Source organism: Saccharopolyspora sp. MMCC62 (assembly GCF_057736575.1).
Window position 1 is genome coordinate 1 of sequence record NZ_JBYKCM010000033.1, and the last position, 205, is coordinate 205.

Sequence of the window (205 nt, forward strand, 5' to 3'; positions counted from 1 at the left end):
GGTCACCTGCACCTGAATGTATAGGGTGTTGGGAGGGAACGCGGGGAAGTGAAACATCTCAGTACCCGTAGGAAGAGAAAACACTAGTGATTCCGTGAGTAGTGGCGAGCGAAAGCGGAGGAGGCTAAACCGGGCGCGTGGGATACCTGACAGGGGTTGCGTGTTCGGGGTTGTGGGGCTTGTCTGGAGGCGGCTGTCACCGTTT

The 205-nt window shown here is 57.6% G+C and carries 1 rRNA gene; it reads left to right on the forward strand.

The window, feature by feature from the left end:
- Positions 1 to 205: ribosomal RNA gene (locus tag AC29IT_RS28755) — 23S ribosomal RNA — on the forward strand; the annotation flags it as partial.